This window comes from Bacillus sp. FSL W8-1143 (genome assembly GCF_037965155.1).
In the GTDB taxonomy this organism is placed as follows: Bacteria; Bacillota; Bacilli; order Bacillales; family Bacillaceae; genus Bacillus; species Bacillus pumilus.
Window position 1 is genome coordinate 2351926 of sequence record NZ_CP150182.1, and the last position, 15171, is coordinate 2367096.

Here is a 15171-nt window from a genome sequence, read left to right on the forward strand (position 1 = left end):
ATTTCTAGTCAATTTCAATATTTTTCTATAAATATATCACACTTTCAAACTAAACCATATATCATCAACTTATCAATATATCCCCTTTTTCAATTGTAAAAAAGCACCCTAAACGGATGCTTCCATCAAATGATATTTTTTCAAAATGCGATAGGTGATTTCTTTTGCTTCTATTCCGGTGCCTTCGATATTTGTGGCAAAGATGTAGGTTTTGTTTTCATGTTTGATGAAGCCTACGTACCAGCCAATGCCGGAGCCGGAGCCTGTTTTTCCGTATAGGGTGGCGTGTTTCTCTTCTTCTTGTACCATCATTCGTTTGACTGTTCTCATAACAGTTAGGTCAAATGGAAGAGTCTCTTCATATAGCTGTTTGAGGAAACGAACTTGTTCGATTGGAGAAATTCGCAGGGTACTGCTTAACCAAAATTGATCGATTCCGCCAGATATGTCTTTGTTCCCATAATGAATGGCTTTCACCCAATGATTCATGCGTTCTTCTCCAATGTCACGCGCCATGGCTTGATAGTACCAGACGACTGAATCTCTCATGCCAGATCCTAATGTATGATCCCTATTCCAGCTGTCAATCTCTCTTTTTACGCCATCCCAATATTTGATGTCGTATTCATCTCTCACTGCGCCTGTTTGGAGTCCGATTAAGGCATTTGCTACCTTAAATGTCGATTGAGGTGCAAAGCGCTCTTTCGCTCTATTTTTGTTATACACCCAAGGAGACTTTTCTTTTACTTCTTGAATCACAAACGTGCCTTCCAGATTTTTAAAGAATTCATCTACTGACCACGCTGGTGATCTTGCTTCAGTTGATGAAGGCTGGCTGATACAAAGTGCCATCAGCATGATGCTAGAAAACAGCCGTTTTATATACTTTTTCTTCAAAACAATCGCTCCTTTTCCCATGATTGCCATGATTGTAGCATGTTTAAGCGATGGGACATAAGGTACGCTTGTCCTCTTTTCTTTCAAATAAAAAAAGCCGGTTTATATCCGGCTTTTTGCTCTATATATTAGCTCTCTTTTTTCTCTTGAATGGCCTGTTTCGCCATTTTTGATATCGTCATATCGTCCATTGGCGGGTTATGGAGCCCGGCACGAATATCTCGATAGTAACGCTGCAGTGGACAGTCTAGGCTTAAGCTTTTCGCACCCACTAAACGCATAGCTTTATCGACAACTTGCAAACTATGATTAACGACGGTATGCTTCACAGCACCAAATTCATTGATTAACAGCTCTCTTTTTTCTGGCTTTTCATACAAAGTGGTCGTTGAGTAGATGACGTGGCGTGCTTGCTTTAATAGTAAGTCGATTTCGCCAATCAGTGTTTGGACATTTGGCAGATCACTAATCGTTCCGCTGATGCTGTTCGGTGAGTGGGTGATGGCATACTGAACAGCATAGTCTCTTGCCGCTTGCGCAATCCCTAAATAGCAGGAAGGAATATGTGCAATCCAAGGATTTAGCGTAACACCCCGCGGCCCTTTTTGCACCTCCACAAGCATGTCATCTGAAACCTTCACCTGATCTAAGATTAAATCATGACTTTCAGTTCCTCTCATGCCCACAACATTCCACGTTTCTTCTATTGAAACACCTTCTGTCTCACGGTGAATTAAGAAGAAGCCCATGGCCTCTTTTTCCTCGATCCATACGCCGACTAAAAAGTATGTAAGTGCCGGTGACATCGTTGTGAAAATTTTACGTCCATTGATGATCCACTCATTACCTGATCTAGTGGCTGTTGTCCCAGGCTTCCCGCCTCTTGTTGGACTGCCTGTCTGCGCCTCGCTCACGGCACGGTTGACAAGGGCGCCCTTCTTCACTTCTTCCGCAAAGAATTGCAGCTGCTGCTCATTCCATTGTTTCTTTTCGTAAATTTCGCCTACAACCCCTTGGTGCCAGCCGATTGATAAAGCGGTCGCTCCGTCCATACTGCCGAGCGTCTCTTGAAACAGAACCATATCCTTCACAGATTGACCTCCGCCTCCGTATTCAGCAGGAAGAGACAACGTCGTATAGCCCATCTCTACTAATGATTCAATATTTTTTTCAGGAAAATAAGCGCCTTCATCATGTTCTTTTGCCGTTTGTTCGATCGTTTCACGAAGAGATTCTAGTTGATTGAGCCATGTTTTTTGAAAATCGGTATCGACAAATAATGCTTTAGACAAAACGTATCCAACTCCTCTATATCTCACAATCTATCATATCTGATTTTTCCAATCGGAATAAATAAAACACACTTTACTTATAGGATTTAATGTGTTAAATTTTATCAATATTAAGTACATATGTCAAAGGAACGTGATGCTTTTATGATTTCAGCTACTAATCTACATAAATCTTATGGGCAGACCCATGTGTTAAAAGGCATTGATTTCACCGTACAAGAAGGTGAAGTGGTCGCCATTATTGGACCGAGCGGGTCAGGAAAAACAACACTTCTTCGCAGCTTAAACAGCCTCGATATTCCAGACAAAGGTGAGCTGACGGTTGGTGAAGCCACGATTCAATTTGAACGATATCATAAAAAAGATCTGCTAAAACTCAGGCAGCAATCCTCCATGGTGTTTCAGCATTATCACTTGTTTCAGAATAAACGAGCACTTGAAAATATTACAGAAGGATTGATCGTGTCTCAAAACATGTCTAAAAAAGAAGCTGAAAAGGTCGGGGAGCAATTTTTAACGCGGATTGGACTGCTTCATAAAAAAGATGCATTTCCGAGTGAATTGTCCGGCGGTCAGCAGCAGCGAATTGGCATAGCCCGCGCTCTTGCGATGAACCCTTCATTGCTTTTGTTTGATGAACCTACGTCGGCACTGGACCCAGAGATGGTAGGAGAAATTCTAGAAATGATCAAAGATATTGCAAGTCAAGGCATGACGATGGTCATTGTGACGCATGAAATTTCTTTTGCAAAGGACGTGGCGGATACGGTGATCTTTATGGCAGATGGCGAAATCGTTGAAAAAGGCTCACCAGAAGACGTCCTATTGAAGCCACAGCATGAACGAACGAAACAATTTTTATCAAGAATTCATCGCGGCATGTGGCAAGAATCGGAGAAAGACAAATGAAACAAAAGACAGCATTCATGATGTCCGGTGTCCTTCTGCTTTTTCTTTCTCTGATGGGCTGCAGCAGTGTGAAAACCACGACAGATGATGGTAGAAAAATTGTAAAAGTCGCACTAAGTGCAGAGGTCAATCCACCCTTTTTAGCAACAAATGACCGAAACGAACCAATTGGCTATAACATTGATTATTTAAATGAAGTGGAAAAAAGACTTCCTCACGTACATTTTGATTACATTTTTGGCGAGGAAGAATCGAATTTAATTGGTGTAGGCGCAGGGAAGTTTGAAATGGCGGCTAATTGGTTTTTTAGTAATCCTGAACGTGAAAAGCGTTTCCTTTACCCTAAGGTTCCGTATGGTTATTCGATGACAGGTTTAATTGTGAATGAATCAGACAAAGAGATTCGATCGCTTGATGATATGACATCTAAAAAGCTGGCTCCTGTCAGCCCTAGCGGAGGCTTGCGTTCGATATTAAATCAATATAATCAAGAGCATGATCCGGATATTCCGCTGACGACTATTGAGAGCCCTTCAAATGAGCTTAACTTAAAGCGCGTTGAAAGCGGACGGTCCGATGCAGCATTTATGAACATTTCAACCTTTGATACCATTCAAAAGCATTTAAACCTAAAGGTCAAAGTTGGCGGCATTGTGTCAAAGGAGCCTATCTATCTTGTCTTACAGCCAAGCGAGAAGAAGCTTGCAAAAGATTTGGACCGGATCACACAAGAGATGATTGATGATGGAACACTGCCTAAGCTGGCGAAAAAGTGGTTTGGGATTGATTTCTTTCAAGATATTGATGACATCTCAGAGCAAGGCGATCAAAATGAAGGAAGGAATGAAGCGTCATGACGTTTACAGCTGGAGATTGGCTGCGCATTTTTTTACAGGTGCTTGAACGCCTGCCACTCACTTTTCTCATTATTATCGTGTCATTGTTTTTTGCCATCATCATCGGCTTGCTATTTGCATGTATTCGTATCAAGCAAATCCCAGTGCTGAAGCAATTGGCTGTTATTTATTTATCTTTTACACGGAGTACACCTTTAATTGTTCAGCTTTTCTTGATTTATTTTGGACTGCCTCAGCTTTTGCTTGTGGCAGGGATTCAAATCAATCATTGGGATCGTGTGCTATTTGTGATGATGACGTTTTCTTTACATACGGGCGCTTATTTATCTGAAGTTTTTCGCAGTGCGTATTCATCTGTCGGGAAGGATCAGCTTGAGGCAGCCTACATTGTTGGGATGACAGATACACAAGCGTTGATTAGGATCATTATCCCGCAGGCCTTTCTCATTGCACTGCCGAACCTCGGAAATTACACCATTGATCTCGTCAAAGACACAGCTATTGCCTTTACAATCGGACTCATTGATATCATGGGACAGGTGAAGATCATTTTAGGAAATAACTACGGAATCGGTCTGTTTGAGGTGTATGTAATCATTGCGATTGTGTATTGGCTTATTTGCATGAGTATTGAACTGATCACCATGCTGCTTGAAAGAAAATTTGTAAAAGGCCGCACCAGCCTGTCACGTTAAGGAGGCGATTTGATGCAAACCATTGATATTCCATTTGCGATTGACCAAGTATCTCATATTCTAAAAGGCGTTCCTTTTACATTATTGATTGCACTCGTTTCCATGGCTGTAAGCCTGATGATTGGATCTGTTTTTGCTTTCATTCGTCTCTTCCGCATTCCTGTACTCAGGCAGCTTGTGACGCTCTATGTCTCCTTTTTTAGAGGAACGCCTCTTATTGTTCAGTTGTTCGCTTTCTTTTATGGACTTCCTTTTGTTCTAACCAAAGTGAGCGGTACATTCGGGCTGACCTTTCATCCAGATATGGTCTCCCCATTAGCTGTTGCCCTTATTACATTCAGCCTCCATTCAGCCGCCCATTTAACAGAGGTCGTTCGGAGTGCACTTCTTGCGGTAGACAAAGGACAGCTTGAAGCGGCAAAAATTGTGGGGATGACGACACGCCAAGCGATGATGCGCATTATTTTGCCGCAGGCATTTGTGGTAGCCCTGCCAAACTTAGGCAATCAGCTCATTCAGCTATTAAAAGCCACCTCTCTTTCGTTTACGATTGGAGTACTTGAGATCATGGGGATTTCCCGAATCATTGCGAACGACGGCTATCAGTTTTTAGAAACGTATCTCGTCTCTGCTTTGATCTATTGGCTGCTGAGCATTTTCTTTGAACTCGCTTTTGCCTTGTTAGAGAAACGAGTCAGCGTGTACGGAAGATCTCTTGGACGATAAAAAAGTCGATCAGGCACGAGAACCTGATCGACTTTTTTTGATCCATTTATTCACCTTTTTTTAAGTGTGTTAAAGGAAATTGTCCTGCTCTTTCCATTGATTGATCACTATGAATAGAAAAGAGAATGGCTTTTGCCATTCCCCTTCGTTGTCTTACTATTCAGCACTAACTAAAATTTTCACTTGATCTTTTTCATTGATTAATGCATTAAAGCCATCCTCGATTACATCGTCAAGCTTGATTTTTTTCGTAACGAGTGTATCAGCAGAGAAATAGCCTTTTCTCATTAAGTTTAATACAGATGGGAATACGTCTCTATAGCCGATGATCCCTTTAACTGTACGTTCTTTAATGACGATGTCATTTGGCATAATTTCTGCGCCTTTTTCCCAAATGCTTACAATGACTGTTTCACCTGAAATTCTAGTTGATTGGATTGCTTGCTTCAATACAACAGGTACACCTGTCACTTCAAAAGAAACATCGACGCCACCGTTTGTACGGCGTGCAATTTCTTGAACAACATCTTCATATTGAGAAGGATCAACAATGATCGCTCCAAGCTCTTTCGCTTTTTCTTGGCGTTCTTTAGATAATTCTACTGCGTAAATATCAGTAGCACCAGCTGCTTTTAATGCTTCAATAACAAGCAAGCCAATTGGTCCGCAACCAAACACAGCCGCTGTATCGCCAGCTTGTACTTTACTAGAACGAACGGCATATAAAGCAACTGCTGAAGGCTCTACAAGTGCCCCTTGCTCATATGAAATTTCGTCTGGTAATAAATGAAGTAATTCTTCATCGACAGATACATATTCAGAGAATCCACCGCCGCCTCCGGCAAGTCCTAAAAAGCCCATGTTTTCATCTAAGTTGTAAGCACCTTGATGTCCGTGAGTTGCAAAAATAGGCTCAACAACCACTCGGTCGCCTACTTTGTAATTGCTGACGTCTTCTCCTACTTCAACAACCTCACCAGAAAATTCATGCCCCAGTGTAATAGGTGCTTTTTCTTTTGTCAGTGGATGAGGTTCATTCACTGGAATGAAGATAGGTCCTCCTAGATATTCATGTAAATCACTACCACAAATGCCGCACCATTTCACTTTAAGTTTCACTTTTCCTGGAGCAACTTTTGGTTCATCAATTTCCTCTAGTCGAATGTCTTTTTGATCGTGCCAGCGTAGTGCTTTCATGTGTAAGACTCCTTTTCTCATCAATTTAATTAACTTACTTAAATAATCATAACATAATTTTTTTAATTTTCTAAGTAGGATGCACTATCTTTTTGCCAGTCAATGGACGAAAGATGACAAAACATAGCAATAAACAGACAAGAAGCATACATAGACTCCCGGTGACAACGGAGGTTCGGATTGATAAAACATGTGCAAGCCCACCAGAGACACCTGTCAGCATGATCGTCAGAATGGCTTCAACTAAAGCATAAAAACTGGCTACCCTCCCCATCACCTCTATCGGAATATTCGTTTGATAGAAAGTCATAAAACCTGTGTTCGCAAATGCTAAAAAGAATGCTAATATAAAAAATCCAACAGCGGCTATAAACAATGTGCTGGAAAAAGCATAAATGAGATAGCCACATGCCACCAACAAACTGCCAATCCCAAGCATGATCGAAACAGGCAGCCTCTCCACAATCACCGAATTGAGACCTGCGCCTGCGATAATGCCTGCCCCAGCTATACTCACAAGAAGACCATATTGTGTATCAGTTAGCAGAAGCACTTCTTTTGCAAAGGCTGTTTCAAGAGAGTCTATGGCAGTAGGAAGTACCGTGATAGCGGCACTAAACAATAAATACACCGCCATAATTTGGCGTGATGTCAAACTAAATCGAAGAACAAGCCTCGCATCCTCTTTTAACATTGAAAGGGTAAAACCCTTTTGGCCAGCATCTTGTTTGAGCAAATTCGGTAAACACATTGTTAATAGAGCAGATACCAACAAGCAGATCGCATTTATATAAATTGAAAAAACAGGTGTACCGACTAAAAAAAGCAGACCTGCTGCAGCGGGGCCAAGTAAAAACCCACCCGATTGTAATAATGAGCGAATAGCATTAAACCGTTTTCGGTTATTCGCCGGGATCAATCCTGTCATATAGACCATCGACGCTGGATGAAACATCGCTTGTGCCATTTGAATGAGAAACACCATCACATACAGGATGAGCAGATGTCCTGAAAATAACGCAAAGGGTATGCATGCGATCAGGATAGCTCGGCTGATATCTAAGCTGATCATCACTTTCCGCTGATTCAGCCTGTCAATCAAACTGCCAGACCAGCTGTTTGTCAAAAGAGCCGCAGCCGGTCTCAGCATATAGACAGCTGTTACAGCCAGCACAGAGCCCGTTTCTTGAAAAATGAGCAGATGGAGAGCAATCATATAAATCCATTCTCCTATGTTCGCAATTCCGATGGCTCCAAGCAGCAAACTCATATCCCGCCAATGTTTTTTCATCACTTTTCCCCCTATTTGTCATAAAAAAATCCCGCCCCCAAGACATTTCTGTCTTGAGGACGGGATTTACTCCGCGTTGCCACCTCAGTTTATTCATCTGTTGCCAGATGAACCTTAGCAGGTCATCATGAACCCATCTCTGTAACGGGAGAATATCGCTGCACCATCATCTGAAGGAATCCGGTGCAGAGCTAAGAGGCTTGGTTCCATCATGCTGCCCGGCTCCTTCTCAGCTTCACGGAGTTCTCTGTGCGGGGCAGCTCATGATGTACTCTTCTCTATTTGCGCTATGTCTTTATTTCATCACGATCTTCAGTTGAATTGTTACATATTGTACTGCGCCTTGATCAAAGCGTCAATGTTTTTTCAAGTTAATCAGCATAGATCATCTTTCTGGTCATGCCGCCATCAACGACTAAATCTGTGCCGGTCACAAATTGATTCTCCTCATCGGTTAAATAAAAGCAGGCCTTCACAATATCCTTTGGCGTGCCGACTCGATTGGAAAGATGCTGTTGGTGATCGATCTCTCGAAGATTCTCCTCATCCTTCGTTTCAATCCATCCAGGTGAAATGCTATTCACCGTGATATGATCCGAACTAAAAGAAGCCGCTAAGGCATGAGTCAGCGCAGATATTCCGCCTTTTGATGCGGCATATGCTTCTGTATGAGGCTCTGACATGGTCGCGCGGGTGGATGAAATGTTCACAATAGAACCGCCTTTTGGATTCTCTTTTATATAACGTGCTGCTTCTCTTGCACATAAAAAAGTCCCTCTTAGGTTCGTCTGTAACACACGATCCCACTCATCAAGCGTTAATTCATAAGGCGATACTGTGCACATGACACCAGCATTATTAATGAGAATATCAATCGTTTTACAGCGCTCCGCCGCAAACGACATGAACTGCTGAATCTCCTTTTCTTGCCTCACATCCGTTTTCTTAAAATAAGCTTCTAATGATTCTTTTTTTAGCTCTTCCTCTAAGCGCTTACCCTTTTCTTCATCTATATCCGCAAGCACCACTCGTGCTCCTTCTTTTGCATAGCCCCAGGCGATCATTTCACCAATTCCATTGGCTGCGCCTGTGATGATAACGGTTTTATTGTGAAATTTCATTGTTTATCCAACCCTTTCTCCATCAGATGTTGTCGTCTATCATACCACTCATATATAGACGATACCTAGCCACATGAAACATAAAAGAACACCCTCCAAGTGATCGTGTCATGAAGAGGGTGTTTCTTTGGAATTCATTGATTCTATTTTTCTATATGGTGATTTTAAAAAGCAGCCTTTAAAATATCTAAGTAGTCGGCTTTCGTAACAGTACGAACATTACTTGATGTAGAGCCGTTTTGTTCTGCTAATTCAGCCATTTTTTCAAAATCCTCTTCTTTTACATAAGATAAATCTTTTAGTGCTGGAATACCTAAATTTTTTGTGAATGTATACATGCCATCAATTAATTTTTGAATCGCCACATCATCTGAATCCGTTTTATCTGCAAAGCTCATTATTTTGGCAAGCTCTGCGTGTAATACCTTGTTTTCGACTGCATTGAATTGCATAACATAAGGCAAAAATACCGCATTTGCGATACCATGAGGTGTATCATAAAGACTACCAAGTGCTTCTGCTAAGCAATGAACGGCTGCGACATCGGCTGAACCGAAGCATAAGCCGGCTAGTAAACTACCTTCCTGCATTTTATATCTTGCTTCTATATCAGAGCCATCTTCATATGCTGCCGGTAAGTATTTCACAATTGTCTCCATTGCACTTGCACCCATTGCTTTTGAAATAGGATTTGTTACTTTACATGAATAGCCTTCAATAGCATGTACCAATGCATCCACGCCTGTTGCGGCTGTTATGCCTTTTGGCACCGTCAATGTAAGAGCAGGATCTAAAATCGCAATGGTTGGCCGAAGCAAGCCATGCTTTAATGTGATTTTTTTATGTGAAGCAGCTAACGTAATGACAGATGAACGGGTCACCTCAGAACCAGTACCAGCCGTTGTTGGGATACAAATTAATGGAGATAGATTAGCATACGCCTTCTTCCCTGATATATAATCTTCAGGAATGCCGCCATTTGGACCTAATAAAGCAATCGCTTTCGCCGTATCCATTGGACTTCCGCCACCAATCGCAATGACCGCTGATGCTTGTTCTTTTCTAAAGAGCTCTGCACCAGCTAGACATTCACTATCTCTAGGATTTGGAGATACTTGATCAAATACAACGACAGAATAACCAGCTTCCTGCAAATACGCTTCAATAGGCTGAACGAGCCCTGCGCTCTTCACACCAGAGTCCGTCACCAGCATAACTGTGGCACCTGGCAATACAATATCTTCTACTATAGATCCGATTTCTTTTGATTGACCAGTCCCCATCATCATTTTTGTTTCGCAATGATATTCAAAATTCATCATGATTTTTCTACTCCTTCATTTGTGTTTATGGAGTTAGCAGTTTGTTTTTCTGCTCCCCACCATTCTATTTCTTTTAAACCTGGTATGCTAGATGCATAAAAGACAGGATCTTTGCCTAACAATCTTTGTTGAATGTAATCATCCAAAGCGGCAAAAGCGAACTTGCCTAGAATTGCAATCGCAATCAAGTTGACAATTGCCATAATGGCCATCGACAAGTCGGCCAACGTCCAAACGATTTGTATGTTGGCCACAGCCCCAAACATGATCATCATTAATACCATAATTCGATACATCAATAGCGCTGTTACACTTTTATGGATAAAACCGATATTGGCTTCACCATAATAGTAGCCACCTACAATAGAACTAAAAGCAAAAGTAAATATAGCAAATGCTAAGAAAATACTAGCCCAAGATCCAAAATGCTGTGCCATTGCTGCTTGTGTAATTTCGATACCAGATAATTCACCAGCTGTTTCTACTGTCGATAGCATAATAATAAAGGCAGTACAGCTACAAACAACTAATGTATCAAAAAATACACCTAATAATTGAACAAACCCTTGTTTTACTGGATGCGAAACATTAGCGGCAGCAGCGGCATTTGGAGCACTTCCCATTCCTGCTTCATTGGAAAAGAGCCCACGTTTTACACCGTTCATTATCGCAGCACCAATCCCGCCCCCAACGATTTGCTCTAACCCAAACGCACTTTTCATAATACTTGTTAATGCCGCGGGTACAGCACCGATATTTGTGACAATCACATAAAGTGCTAAAATGATATAAAATGCCGACATAATTGGCACAATGATTTGTGTAAAATTAGCGATTCGCTTGACACCACCAAAAATGATGCAAGCAGTAAAAATTGTGACAAATAGCCCCATGGCAATTGGGCTGATCCCAAATGAATATTGAAAGGCATTTGTAATTGTATTCGTTTGTACAGCGTTAAAAATTAAGCCGAAACTAAGAATAACAGAAAAGGCAAAAATCCTGCTTGGCCACTTCATTCCGAATTGCTTTTGAATATAGTAGCCTGGTCCCCCTTTAAATCCATCATTTGTTCTAATCTTATAGATTTGAGCTAGTGTACTTTCAACAAACGCAGAAGCCCCCCCTAAAACGGCCGCAAACCACATCCAAAAAATAGCTCCTGGACCGCCCACTGTGATGGCAATGGCTACGCCTGCCATATTTCCAGTACCAATTCTTGTAGCAGCTCCAATAAAAAAAGCTTGCATAGAGGAAATTTCATGACTTCCCTTTTTGGTTTTGGGCGCTTTTTCAAAAATAGAACGGAAAATCTCTTTTAGTAAGACAATTTGCATAAATTTCATTCTCACTGTAAAGTAAATTCCTATGCCGATTAACATGACTACTAAAATATATGTCCATAAAAAATCATTCACTGAATTGACAATCATTTCAAACAAAGCCATCTCCCCTTTGCAAATCTGAATATTTGAAATAACACAACTTGCAAGCGCTTACTTTTATGATAGTAAAAATGTTATGATCAATCTATAGAGGTTTTCTGATGATATCAATCGGCTGGTCCGATTTAGGGAGGCTTGAAGTTGGAGATCAAACAACTGATGATGTTCCAAACAGCATCAAAAGTATTAAACTTTACAAAAACTGCACAAATGCTTGGTTATGCTCAATCTAGCATCACAGCAAATATTGTTGCATTAGAAGAAGAGCTAGGAACCCCTCTATTTGAAAGGCTTGGAAAAAGGGTGATCTTAACAGAAGCTGGCAAACAATTTCAACATTATACGGATAAAATTTTAGGCTTAACAGGGGAAGCATTAGAGGCTGTTGGCGGAATGAATGAGCCAAGCGGCATTTTGAGAATATGTGCATCTGAAACACAATGCACCTACCGGCTTCCTCACATTTTAACGGACTTTCAAACAAAGTATCCAAAAGTCGAACTGATCTTCCGCCCAGGAATAGCGGAAAAGGATGTTCTAAATCTATTATTAGAAGGACAAATTGATGTCGCTTTATTATCCATGAATCCTGTAGTATCCTCACATTTACTTGTAAAAGAATTAAAAGATGAACCGATGGCCATTGTATGCTGCCCAACAAATCCTTTGAGCAAAAAACAAAAAATATATCCAATTGATTTGAACGAGCAAAGATTGTTGTTAACTGAAGACTGTGATTATCGCTACGCCTTTGAACATTCATTAACACAAGCGGGAGCAAAACCGAGAAGTAAACTAGAATTAGCAGATGTAGAAGCCATAAAAAAATGTGTAATGGCAGGCTTAGGAATCGCTGTACTTCCCGAAATTTCAGTAAAAAGAGAAATTGCAGAAGGCAATATCATCAAAATCAATTGGGTGGAACCCAGTTTCACGACGAAAATCCAACTATTTTGGCATAAAAACAAATGGATGTCCCCTGCTTTAAAGGCATTTGTGGATTTAACAGAGGATTATATCCTTCTAAACGGGTAATATGAGCATTTTTCTATTTCTTTCATTGCCCCGCCTCCAAAATACTGAAGAGTTATTGTATATAAAAACCCTCTATAGCTATATAGAGGGCTTAAGCTTTCTAAATGATAAAAGTAATTTCATGCAAAGAGATTAATAGGATCGTATATTTTTCAAACCAATCACCATAAAAACAATCGTAAACGCAGCTAAAATTGTTATGTCTAATAATAAGATTGAGTAATTGACAGTACCGCTCATCATCTCACCAAAACCAGACATCATCCATGTTTGAGGTATAGCCAACGAGATTTTCTTCATAATGTCTGGAACGATATCTAATGGCCAATAAATACCCCCTAGCATGCAAGTTCCTACAATGATAATTGCACTAAATACTTCAGCTTGCTTTTTTGTATGAGATAAGGTTGCAATCATAAAACCTAAACTCACAACAAGCCCTATAACAAATGATCCAAACACTAAAATAAGCATAAAGTTTCCTAAGTATACATTGAAGAATATTGATAAGATGGTCAGAAGGACACCCAGTTGTATCCATCCAAGAAGAAAATAAGCTATGAAATACCCCAATAGCACAGATATTTTCTGGATGGGACCTGAAAGCAATCTTTGCCATGTATAATCTTTATATTCCAGATGAATAGAGGATGCCGAGCTTGAGATCGCAAACATCATAAACATGATGGTAAAGCCAAGCGGTATTAAATTTGGATGCTGGCTTGCTTGGCTATCTTGTTTTTTTTCAACCAATGAAATGGTGCCAGATTCATTTAACTTGTTCAAAGCATTGATGAGAGAAACACTTTTCTGCTCTTTCACCCCCTGATTGATTTGATAAATGATGGCCGCTGTCTCTTTTAAATAGGGAGATAAGACTGCATATTCCTCAGTTTTCTTATAAACTGTCACATCAAAAATCTCTTTATTTTCTTTTAATTGGCTTGCGACTTTAACTGACGCAACTGCCTTTTCATCATAAACTAAATCTTTTGCTTCGCTTTCAGTCGTCTTTATCCAATGAAATTTAGTGTTCTTTTCAAGGATATGAAAAATTTCTTGATTCAGTTTACCATCACTATGCTCTTGAATAAAAGCAACTATAGGTTTCTTTGTATCAGATGCCGTACTTCCAAAAATAAAACTAAATACGATTGGCATAACAAATAAAAAAATGAGGGTCAATGGAGACTTTAATGTTTCTTTTAACTTTAACGTTATAATGGCTAATATTTTATGCATAACGATGCTTCCTTTCAAAAGACATTCTTAATAAAGCAATGATGAAGAAAGCAAGTCCCATCCCACAGCTAAGTAATAATCCACTTTGAATTTCACTAAAATCAGCACCTGCCATACTTTTCAAAAACATTTGAAGTGCAAGAGAATTAGGCAAGAAATAGCTTATGTTGATCAACCATTGTGGAAATAAGTATAAGGGAACCATACTTCCACCTAAAGCAGCTAACAATTGAGTGCCTAAAATCCCCACACTGTTAAACGTTTTTTCCCTTTTGATAAAAGAACCAATCAGCACCCCGAAGCCCGCAGCATTAACTATAAAACTGCATCCTATCATGAAAACACTAAAAGGCTCTCCCCAGTTCACCTTAAAGACAAAGCTAGTAAATAAAATAATGACCGCAAGTTGAATCATACTCATCAAAACAATACCCAATAACTTCCCAACGATGTAATTAGTATTGCTTAATTTTGATACAACTAACCTTTTATAAACCTCTTCCTCTCTTTCCTCTATCATACTTCCAACTAAGAAAACAACAGTCATTAATAAAAAGAGAACACCCATCCCGCCTGCATAGTACTGGAAAGACGTAATCGGCTGGCTGTTGATATGAATATTCCTCTCGTTCACCAGTTCTTTTTTCAGTTGATCAGACACGATCTCCACTTCTTCACCTTGATTTAATGGCATCAGAATACGATTCATATGATAATTTTGAAAGAATTGTAGAACCACATTTTCTAAGACCATTTCTTGTAAGGCTGAATTAGGCCCTTTCAAAATATTCAATTGCACATGATCGTGATTTAATAGGCTTTTTTCAAAATTTGGCTTGATGATGATGCCCACTTTGATTTCTCTATTATTTAAATCTTTCTCTAGCTGATCTTTGGAGATGACCCTTACATCAATGATGTCACTGAGCTCATTCTTAGACAATGTCGATAGAAACATTTTACTTGTAGCGGACTTATCTTGATCTGTAACTCCTACACGAAATGAATTGATGCTGACTTCACTTTCTTGCTTCATATTCTCTCCAAATGCTGCACCTAAAATAGCAATCAATATAATAGGCATAAAAAAAAGTGTAAAAAAGCTTTTCTTATCTCTAAAAAACAATAATAGATCTTTTAGT

Annotated in this window: 14 protein-coding genes and 1 other annotated feature; of the genes, 5 read left to right on the plus strand and 9 right to left on the minus strand. The window is 40.0% G+C overall.

The features are described from left to right. Positions 1 to 108 precede the first annotated feature (108 nt). Both blaBPU and NSQ36_RS11940 read right to left on the minus strand, forming a co-directional pair. On the minus strand, positions 109 to 897 hold the full coding sequence (blaBPU, locus tag NSQ36_RS11935; RefSeq protein WP_339205776.1) for a BPU family class D beta-lactamase: 789 nt from the start codon (positions 895 to 897) through the stop codon (positions 109 to 111). A 128-nt stretch (positions 898 to 1025) separates the two neighbouring features. Beyond that, on the minus strand, positions 1026 to 2189 hold the full coding sequence (locus NSQ36_RS11940) for an acyl-CoA dehydrogenase family protein (RefSeq protein ID WP_137054940.1): 1164 nt from the start codon (positions 2187 to 2189) through the stop codon (positions 1026 to 1028). Positions 2190 to 2309: 120 nt separating this feature from the next. Here NSQ36_RS11940 and NSQ36_RS11945 point away from each other — a divergent pair, with 120 nt between their 5' ends. Genes NSQ36_RS11945 through NSQ36_RS11960 form a run of 4 tightly spaced genes read left to right on the plus strand, consistent with a single transcriptional unit; the run spans position 2310 to position 5376 of the window. After that, entirely contained in the window at positions 2310 to 3098 is a 789-nt protein-coding gene (locus tag NSQ36_RS11945) for an amino acid ABC transporter ATP-binding protein (RefSeq protein ID WP_080984734.1), read from the plus strand. After that, the gene (locus NSQ36_RS11950) at positions 3095 to 3955 is read left to right on the plus strand and encodes an amino acid ABC transporter substrate-binding protein (protein WP_050943703.1); all 861 of its coding nucleotides are present in this window, start codon (positions 3095 to 3097) and stop codon (positions 3953 to 3955) included. The genes NSQ36_RS11945 and NSQ36_RS11950 overlap by 4 nt, the downstream gene beginning before the upstream one ends. Next, the gene (locus NSQ36_RS11955; RefSeq protein ID WP_137054937.1) at positions 3952 to 4650 is read left to right on the plus strand and encodes an amino acid ABC transporter permease; all 699 of its coding nucleotides are present in this window, start codon (positions 3952 to 3954) and stop codon (positions 4648 to 4650) included. Before NSQ36_RS11950 ends, NSQ36_RS11955 begins: the two co-directional genes overlap by 4 nt. 12 nt (positions 4651 to 4662) lie before the next feature. Next, positions 4663 to 5376: an amino acid ABC transporter permease gene (locus NSQ36_RS11960; RefSeq protein WP_339205779.1), complete on the plus strand. Its 714-nt coding sequence runs from the start codon at positions 4663 to 4665 to the stop codon at positions 5374 to 5376. A 156-nt stretch (positions 5377 to 5532) separates the two neighbouring features. Here the strand turns inward: NSQ36_RS11960 and NSQ36_RS11965 are convergent, their stop codons facing one another. The 5 genes from NSQ36_RS11965 to NSQ36_RS11985 form a co-directional block, all read right to left on the minus strand. Further along, positions 5533 to 6573, minus strand: coding sequence for a 2,3-butanediol dehydrogenase (locus tag NSQ36_RS11965; RefSeq protein ID WP_050943700.1), 1041 nt, complete (start codon positions 6571 to 6573; stop codon positions 5533 to 5535). Positions 6574 to 6643: 70 nt separating this feature from the next. Beyond that, the gene (locus NSQ36_RS11970) at positions 6644 to 7864 is read right to left on the minus strand and encodes an MFS transporter (RefSeq protein WP_327839428.1); all 1221 of its coding nucleotides are present in this window, start codon (positions 7862 to 7864) and stop codon (positions 6644 to 6646) included. Between the two features lie 52 nt (positions 7865 to 7916). Then, positions 7917 to 8158: a binding site (T-box leader), on the minus strand. A 77-nt stretch (positions 8159 to 8235) separates the two neighbouring features. Continuing rightward, positions 8236 to 8985, minus strand: a complete 750-nt coding sequence (locus tag NSQ36_RS11975; RefSeq protein ID WP_106032673.1) for an SDR family oxidoreductase — start codon at positions 8983 to 8985, stop codon at positions 8236 to 8238. Positions 8986 to 9149: 164 nt separating this feature from the next. Continuing rightward, a complete protein-coding gene (locus NSQ36_RS11980; protein ID WP_339205782.1) occupies positions 9150 to 10307 on the minus strand; it encodes an iron-containing alcohol dehydrogenase in 1158 nt (385 codons plus the stop codon). After that, positions 10304 to 11755 (minus strand): alanine/glycine:cation symporter family protein, encoded by a 1452-nt coding sequence (locus NSQ36_RS11985; RefSeq protein ID WP_189282661.1) that lies wholly within the window; start codon positions 11753 to 11755, stop codon positions 10304 to 10306. The genes NSQ36_RS11980 and NSQ36_RS11985 overlap by 4 nt, the downstream gene beginning before the upstream one ends. Before the next feature lie 138 nt (positions 11756 to 11893). Here NSQ36_RS11985 and NSQ36_RS11990 point away from each other — a divergent pair, with 138 nt between their 5' ends. Next, a complete protein-coding gene (locus tag NSQ36_RS11990; RefSeq protein WP_339205783.1) occupies positions 11894 to 12787 on the plus strand; it encodes a LysR family transcriptional regulator in 894 nt (297 codons plus the stop codon). Positions 12788 to 12919: 132 nt separating this feature from the next. Here the strand turns inward: NSQ36_RS11990 and NSQ36_RS11995 are convergent, their stop codons facing one another. Together NSQ36_RS11995 and NSQ36_RS12000 are read right to left on the minus strand one after the other, a co-directional pair. Beyond that, positions 12920 to 14029, minus strand: a complete 1110-nt coding sequence (locus NSQ36_RS11995; RefSeq protein ID WP_339205785.1) for an ABC transporter permease — start codon at positions 14027 to 14029, stop codon at positions 12920 to 12922. Next, positions 14022 to 15155 (minus strand): ABC transporter permease, encoded by a 1134-nt coding sequence (locus tag NSQ36_RS12000; RefSeq protein WP_339205787.1) that lies wholly within the window; start codon positions 15153 to 15155, stop codon positions 14022 to 14024. Before NSQ36_RS12000 ends, NSQ36_RS11995 begins: the two co-directional genes overlap by 8 nt. Between the last annotated feature and the right edge of the window lie 16 nt (positions 15156 to 15171).

Bases quoted from the DNA above. Each gene is read 5' to 3' on its own strand.
- NSQ36_RS11945 (WP_080984734.1), top strand. From the start codon at position 2,310: ATGTCAAAGGAACGTGATGCTTTTATGATTTCAGCTACTAATCTACAT.
- NSQ36_RS11950 (WP_050943703.1), top strand. From the start codon at position 3,095: ATGAAACAAAAGACAGCATTCATGATGTCCGGTGTCCTTCTGCTTTTT.
- NSQ36_RS11955 (WP_137054937.1), top strand. From the start codon at position 3,952: ATGACGTTTACAGCTGGAGATTGGCTGCGCATTTTTTTACAGGTGCTT.
- NSQ36_RS11960 (WP_339205779.1), top strand. From the start codon at position 4,663: ATGCAAACCATTGATATTCCATTTGCGATTGACCAAGTATCTCATATT.
- NSQ36_RS11965 (WP_050943700.1), bottom strand. From the start codon at position 6,573: ATGAAAGCACTACGCTGGCACGATCAAAAAGACATTCGACTAGAGGAA.
- NSQ36_RS11970 (WP_327839428.1), bottom strand. From the start codon at position 7,864: ATGAAAAAACATTGGCGGGATATGAGTTTGCTGCTTGGAGCCATCGGA.
- NSQ36_RS11975 (WP_106032673.1), bottom strand. From the start codon at position 8,985: ATGAAATTTCACAATAAAACCGTTATCATCACAGGCGCAGCCAATGGA.
- NSQ36_RS11980 (WP_339205782.1), bottom strand. From the start codon at position 10,307: ATGATGAATTTTGAATATCATTGCGAAACAAAAATGATGATGGGGACT.
- NSQ36_RS11985 (WP_189282661.1), bottom strand. From the start codon at position 11,755: ATGGCTTTGTTTGAAATGATTGTCAATTCAGTGAATGATTTTTTATGG.
- NSQ36_RS11995 (WP_339205785.1), bottom strand. From the start codon at position 14,029: ATGCATAAAATATTAGCCATTATAACGTTAAAGTTAAAAGAAACATTA.